Source organism: Flavobacterium sp. NKUCC04_CG (genome assembly GCF_019345525.1).
Taxonomy (GTDB): Bacteria; Bacteroidota; Bacteroidia; order Flavobacteriales; family Flavobacteriaceae; genus Flavobacterium.
In genome coordinates, this window is sequence record NZ_JAHKRA010000107.1 from 1 (window position 1) to 204 (window position 204).

The 204-nt window shown below is 41.2% G+C and carries 1 protein-coding gene; it reads right to left on the bottom strand.

Annotated features, from left to right (window positions below):
* Positions 1 to 204: hypothetical protein (locus tag KO524_RS15385; protein WP_219295092.1), on the bottom strand; the 204-nt coding region annotated here is incomplete at both ends.

Here is a 204-nt window from a genome sequence, read left to right on the forward strand (position 1 = left end):
AACATTTTCAACCCCTTGTGGGATGCCGTTATTTTCAAACAAATCCCCAAACCAACCCCGTAGGGGTGACATCATTCTAGATATGGTTATTGCCGTAATTATGGACATTGTATTTCGATAAACATTTTCAACCCCTTGTGGGATGCCGTTATTTTCAAACAAATCCCCAAACCAACCCCGTAGGGGTGACATCATTCTAGATAT